Genomic DNA, 5,802 nt, shown 5'->3' on the forward strand with positions numbered 1-5,802 from the left:
TGCCGGGCAAGTGTGGAAGATCAAGAAGCCGGTGACGCTGCCGTTCGTCGACTTCAGCACGCTGGAGGCGCGCCGGCGCATGTGCGCCGAGGAGTTGCAGCTGAATCGCCGCCTCGCGCCTTCGATCTACCAGGCCATCGTCCCGGTGACCGGCGAGCCCGACGACCCGGTGCTCGGCGGGTCCGGGCCTGCGATCGAGTGGGCGCTCGTGATGCGCCGCTTCGCCGATGGGGCGCTGTTCAGCGAGCGCCTGGCGGCCGGCACGCTGACGCCAGCGCTCGTCGACAAGCTGGCGGAACGGCTGGCCACCTTCCATGCCGCGGCGCCTCGCGCCAGCGCGGGAACGGCCTACGGCAGCCCGGCTCGCATCGCGGCCGACACGTGTCACTTGCTCGAAGGTCTTGCCGCGCACGGCGTGCAGACGCAGGCGTTCGAAACCTGGGCCCGCTCGCAGGCGTCGGCACTCGACGGCCACTGGCGGGCGCGCCAGCGCGAAGGCTGGGTGCGCGAAGGCCATGGCGACCTGCACCTGGCCAACCTGTTCGCCGAAGGCGACGAGGCAACCGCCTTCGATGGCATCGAGTTCGACCCGGCGATGCGCTGGATCGACGTCCAGGCCGACATCGCTTTCACCGTGATGGACCTGACGGCTCACGGACGCACTGACCTCGGATTCCGCTTCCTCGATCGTTGGCTCGCGGCCACCGGCGACCACGCCGGTCTGGCCGTGTTGCGCTACTACCTCGTCTACCGTGCCCTCGTGCGGGCGATGGTCGCGACGCTGCACCCACCGGTGACCGAGGCGCCCGACTACCTGGGCCTGGCACGGCACTGGATCGCGCCCGCGAGCGGGCGGCTGCTGCTGATGCATGGCGTGTCCGGCTCGGGCAAGAGCACCATCGCGGAGCACCTGCTCGAACGCGCAGGCGCGGTGCGGTTGCGTTCTGACGTCGAGCGCAAGCGCCTGCATGGGCTGGCGGCGCTGGCGCGCAGCGGAGCAGGACTGGGCGACGGTCCCTACGATGCGGCGGGCACGGAGCAGACCTATGCGTACCTGCGTGAAGCTGCGCACCACGCGCTCGCGGCCGGCTGGCCGGTGATCGTCGACGCGACCTTCCTTTCCGAGGCGCCGCGGCGCATGTTCCGCGCGCTGGCCGACCAGATGCGGGTGCCGTTCTCGATCCTGCACTGCGAGGCACCCCGGGACGTTCTTGCCGTGCGTCTGGCGCAGCGTGCCGCCGCCGCGAGCGACGCTTCGGAAGGCGGCACCGAGGTGCTGGAGCATCAGTTGCGCACACAGCAGCTGCTGGCCGAAGACGAGCTTGCCCACGTGCTGCCGCTGGCCGGTGACATCGATGCGCTGGCGGCGCACTGGCTCGCCGCCGACGCGCGCTGAGCCGGGTCCTTCCGTGCGCCATCAGGGTCGGCAGCGTCATCGATTGCAGCAGCGTGCGCGTTGCGCCGCCGAACACCCATTCGCGTGCGCGGCTGTGACCATAACAACCGCAGACCAGCAGATCGGCTTCAAGGCCGGCAGCGCGCGAAAGCAACAACTCGCCCAGCGCGTCGGGCTGCGCACCGGCCGACACGTCCAGTCGGCCCTGGCCATCGTGCCGCGCCAGCCAGTGCCGCACGCCCTCGGCGCTGGCTCCGGCATCCTCGCCCCAGCCGACGACAGTGACCGTTTGTGCCGTTCGCAGCAGCTGCAGCGCTGCGTGCAGCGCGCGGGCTGCCTCGCGCGTCGGCTTCCGGGCCACCATCGCCCGGTATCCCATTCCCTTGCAGGGCATGGCTTGCGGGACAAGCAGCGCCGGCATGCCGCTGTCGATGACCACCGCCTGAACGAAGTCGGCGCGCAGCTCGCTGGCCCGGCGCAACGCGGGCCTGCGCTGGCCCAGAACCACCAGGTCGAGCACGAGCGCTGCACGCGCCGTCTCGGCAACGGGCATGCCGTCGCGGCACTCTCGCCAGTTCATCGGTACGTCGGACTCGGCCAGCCAACCCGCAGAGCCGTCGAGACGATGGCCCGGCTGCCGCAGGACCTGGCGCGGCGGCTGCATCGGGCGCGGCGCGGCAATCTGAAGGTGAGCATCGAGATCGACGACCTTCACCACGACGGCGATCCGCTCGACCGTGCCGCGAGCCGGCTCTCGCTGGCGCTGGTGACCGCGGCGCTGATCATCGGCTCGACGATCGTGATGACCATCCGCGGCGCCCCCCCGCTGCTGGGTCTGCCGGCGTTCGGGCTTGTCGGGTTGGCCGGCGCCGTGTTCGGCGCATTGCTGCCGCTGCGGGCGGTCGCAAACGGAAGACGGCGGCACGACGAGGAAAGATGAAGATGCCGCTCGTCGACTCGCCTCTCTTCCGCGCCCGCGGTCTCGCAAAAACCTACCGCACCGGCGAGGTCGAGGTGCGCGCGCTGCGCGACGTCGACCTCGACATCGCGCGCGGCGAGTTCATCGTGCTGCTCGGACCTTCGGGCAGCGGCAAGTCGACGCTGCTGAACATCCTCGGTGGGCTCGACGTGCCGAGCACCGGCACTCTTCAATTCGGCCCGACGCGCTTGGACGGGGCGAGCGACGCCGCGCTCACCGCCTATCGACGCGAGCACGTGGGCTTCGTGTTCCAGTTCTACAACCTGATCCCGAGCCTGACCGTCCGGGAGAACGTCGCCCTCGTGACCGAGATCGCGCGCGACCCGATGCCGGCTGATGAGGCGGTGGCACAGGTGGGCCTGGCGCCGCGGCGCGACCATTTCCCGGCCCAGCTGTCAGGCGGCGAGCAGCAGCGCGTGGCGATCGCGCGCGCCATCGCCAAGCGGCCCGAGGTGCTGCTGTGCGACGAGCCGACCGGCGCGCTCGACTTCCAGACCGGCAAGCTGGTGCTGGAAGTGATCGAGCGCGTCAACCGCGAGCTGGGCACGACCGCGATCGTGATCACGCACAACGCGGCCATCGCCGGGATGGCCGATCGCGTGATCCATCTCGCCGACGGCCGCATCCAGCGCATCGAAGTGCCCGCGCGCAAGCTGACGCCGGCCGAACTGGCTTGGTGACGGTTCATGAAGGCCCTCGACCGCAAGCTGCTGCGCGACCTGCGCCTGATGTGGAGCCAGGCGCTGACGATCGCGCTGGTGGTCGCCGCCGGCATCGCCGGCTTCATCGCCAGTCTGTCGGCAGTGGACTCGCTGGCCGCCGCGCGCGACGACTACTATGCCGCCGGCCGCTTCGCCGACGTGTTCGCGAACCTGAAGCGCGCGCCCGACTCGTTGCAGGTCACGCTGCGCGAGCAGCCCGGCGTGGCCGACCTGGAAGCCGGCGTCGAGACGATGGCGCGCATCACGTTGCCCGGCGTGCCAGATCCCATCATCGGTCAACTCGTCGGCCTGGACCTGGAACGCCCACAACGGCTCAACGTGGTGAGCGTCGCCGCCGGCGCGGCGCTGCAGCCCTTCGACGCCGACGGGGGCGCACGCAGCATTCCGGTGCTGGTGTCGCGCGGCTTTGCGCAGGCGCGCGGGCTGAAACCCGGCGCCACGCTGCAGGCGCAGATCAACGGCCGCTTGCGCACCCTGCGCGTGAGCGGGCTGGCGCTGTCGCCGGAGTTCGTGTTTGCCGGCCTCTGGGGCATGCCGGACCAGCGCGGATACGGCATCTTCTGGGTCGACCGCCGCGTCCTCGCCGCCGCCATCGACATGGACGGCGCGTTCAACCGCCTCGCGGTGCGGCTGGCGCCGGGCGCCGACACCACCGCGACGATGGCTGCGCTGGCGCGCCGCCTGGCGCCCTACGGCGGCCGCGATGTGCACGGCCGCGCCGACCAGGCTTCGCACCAGATGCTGGACAACGAGATCAAGGCGCAGCACGTCATCGGCACCGTGGTGCCGGCGATCTTCCTCGGCGTCGCGGCCTTCCTGCTGCACGTGGTGATCTCGCGCCTGGTCGGCACACAGCGCGAACAGATCGCGGCGTTGAAAGCGCTGGGCTATACCGACCGCGCGATCGGCATGCACTACCTGAAGCTGGTTCTGGCGATCGTGATCATCGGTCTGGGCCTGGGTCTGCTGCTGGGCCGCTGGATGGGAACGATGCTCACGGGACTCTACGCCGAGCTGTTCCAGTTCCCGCGCTTCGAACACCGCCTCGCGCCCTGGCTGGCGGCGACCAGCGCGGCGGTGGCGCTGCTCACCGCGGTGCTGGGCACGCTGAGCGCGGTGCTGGCCACGGTGCGCTTGCCGCCGGCCGAGGCGATGCGCCCGCCGGCGCCCGACCGCTACCGCCGCACCTTGCTGGAGCGGCTGGGCGTGCAGCACATGGCGCCGGCGCTGCGCATGGTCATCCGCAACATGGAGCGGCGGCCCCTGCGCACCGCCTCCAGCATCACCGGCATCGCCGCCGCGGTGGCCATCACGATCATGGGCAACTTCTTCCGCGACGCGATCGACGTCATCGTGCACACACAGTTCGAGCTCGGCCTGCGCGGCGACGTCACGGTCTGGGCTGTCGAGCCGGTCGATGACGCGGCTCGCCTCGAGCTGATGCGGCTGCCTGGCGTGCGCCAGGTCGAATCGACGCGCTTCGTGCCAGTGACGCTGGTGCACGGCCACCGCCACGAACGCGGCCTGATCCGCGGGTATGCCGCCCGGCCCGCGCTGTACCGCGTGGTCGATCTCGACGGGGCGGTCATACCGCTCGCCGGCGATGGCGTCGTGCTCTCCGACCGGCTGGCCGACAAGCTCGGGCTGCGGGTCGGCGACACCGTGCAGGCCGAACTGCTGACCGGCGAGCCGCGCACGCTGGCGCTGCGCGTCGATGCCACGGTGCGCGAGATGATGGGCCTCAACGCTACATGGAGCGCGGTGCTCTCAACCGCGCGCTCGGCGACAGCGACGTCTCCACCGGCTGGGTGCTAGGCGTCGAGCCGGGCCGCGAGGCCGCGCTGCTGGAGGCCAGCAAAGCGCTGCCCCGCGCAGCCGGTGCCTTCAGCAAGGCGACGATGCTGCGCAACATGCAGGAGATCAGCGCGCGCAACGTGCGCATCACGAGCACGATACTGACACTGTTCGCCGCGATGATCTCGATCGGCGTGGTCTACAACAACGCGCGCATCGCGCTCGCCGAGCGCGGCTGGGAGCTGGCCTCGCTGCGCGTGCTCGGCTTCACGCGCGCCGAGGTCTCGGCGCTGCTGCTGGGCGAGCTGGCGCTGGCGATTGCGCTTGCGCTGCCGCTCGGCATGGCACTCGGCTGGGCACTGGTGCACGGCGTCGACGACCTGCTTCGCTCGGACCAGTTCCTGTTCCCCGCCACGATCCGCCCGCGCACGTACGCCTGGGCCGCGTTGTGTGTCGTGGTTGCCGGAGTGGCCAGCGCGCTCGTGGTGCGCCGGCGCATCGACCGGCTCGACCTGGTGGCGGTGCTGAAGACGAGGGAGTGATGATTAAGAAGACCACCATGGCCTACACCGCCGGTGCGCTGCTGGCAGCGGCTTTGCTGCTGACCTGGGCCTTCGCGCCGCGGCCGATGGACGTGCAGACGGCCCAGGCCAGGCTCGGCCGCTTCGAGGCCGCGATCGAGGAGGACGGGCGCACGCGGCTGCGCGAGCGCTACCTCGTCTCGGCGCCGCTGGCGGGCCGACTGCGGCGCATCGAGCTCCACGAGGGCGACCGTGTGCAAGCCGGCGCGGTTCTCGCCATGCTCGACCGGTGCTGCCGCCCATGCTGGACGAACGCACGCTGCGCGAACAGCAGTCGCAGCTCGAGATCGCGCGAGCCAACGTGCAGCGCGCCGGCGCCCGCGCTGCGCG

General features: G+C 71.1%; 5 protein-coding genes and 1 pseudogene. All 6 read left to right on the forward strand.

Annotation, left to right across the window (positions count from 1 at the left end; translation table 11 throughout):
- Positions 1-1,396 (forward strand): bifunctional aminoglycoside phosphotransferase/ATP-binding protein (locus tag x551_RS17590; protein WP_036235441.1); only part of this gene is annotated, 1,396 nt, incomplete at its 5' end.
- Between the two features lie 43 nt (positions 1,397-1,439).
- Positions 1,440-2,336, forward strand: coding sequence for a hypothetical protein (locus x551_RS17595; protein WP_152543560.1), 897 nt, complete (start codon positions 1,440-1,442; stop codon positions 2,334-2,336).
- A complete protein-coding gene (locus tag x551_RS17600) occupies positions 2,333-3,055 on the forward strand; it encodes an ABC transporter ATP-binding protein (RefSeq protein WP_036235445.1) in 723 nt (240 codons plus the stop codon). Before x551_RS17595 ends, x551_RS17600 begins: the two co-directional genes overlap by 4 nt.
- Positions 3,056-3,061: 6 nt before the next feature.
- Positions 3,062-4,912, forward strand: a complete 1,851-nt coding sequence (locus tag x551_RS17605) for an ABC transporter permease (RefSeq protein ID WP_231497792.1) — start codon at positions 3,062-3,064, stop codon at positions 4,910-4,912.
- Positions 4,849-5,433, forward strand: coding sequence for an ABC transporter permease (locus x551_RS27585; protein ID WP_231497793.1), 585 nt, complete (start codon positions 4,849-4,851; stop codon positions 5,431-5,433). The genes x551_RS17605 and x551_RS27585 overlap by 64 nt, the downstream gene beginning before the upstream one ends.
- Positions 5,433-5,802, forward strand: a pseudogene (locus x551_RS17610) (biotin/lipoyl-binding protein); the annotation flags it as partial. The gene x551_RS27585 and the pseudogene x551_RS17610, both read left to right, overlap by 1 nt.

This window comes from Methylibium sp. T29 (assembly GCF_000576205.1).
Lineage (GTDB): Bacteria > Pseudomonadota > Gammaproteobacteria > Burkholderiales > Burkholderiaceae_C > Methylibium > Methylibium petroleiphilum.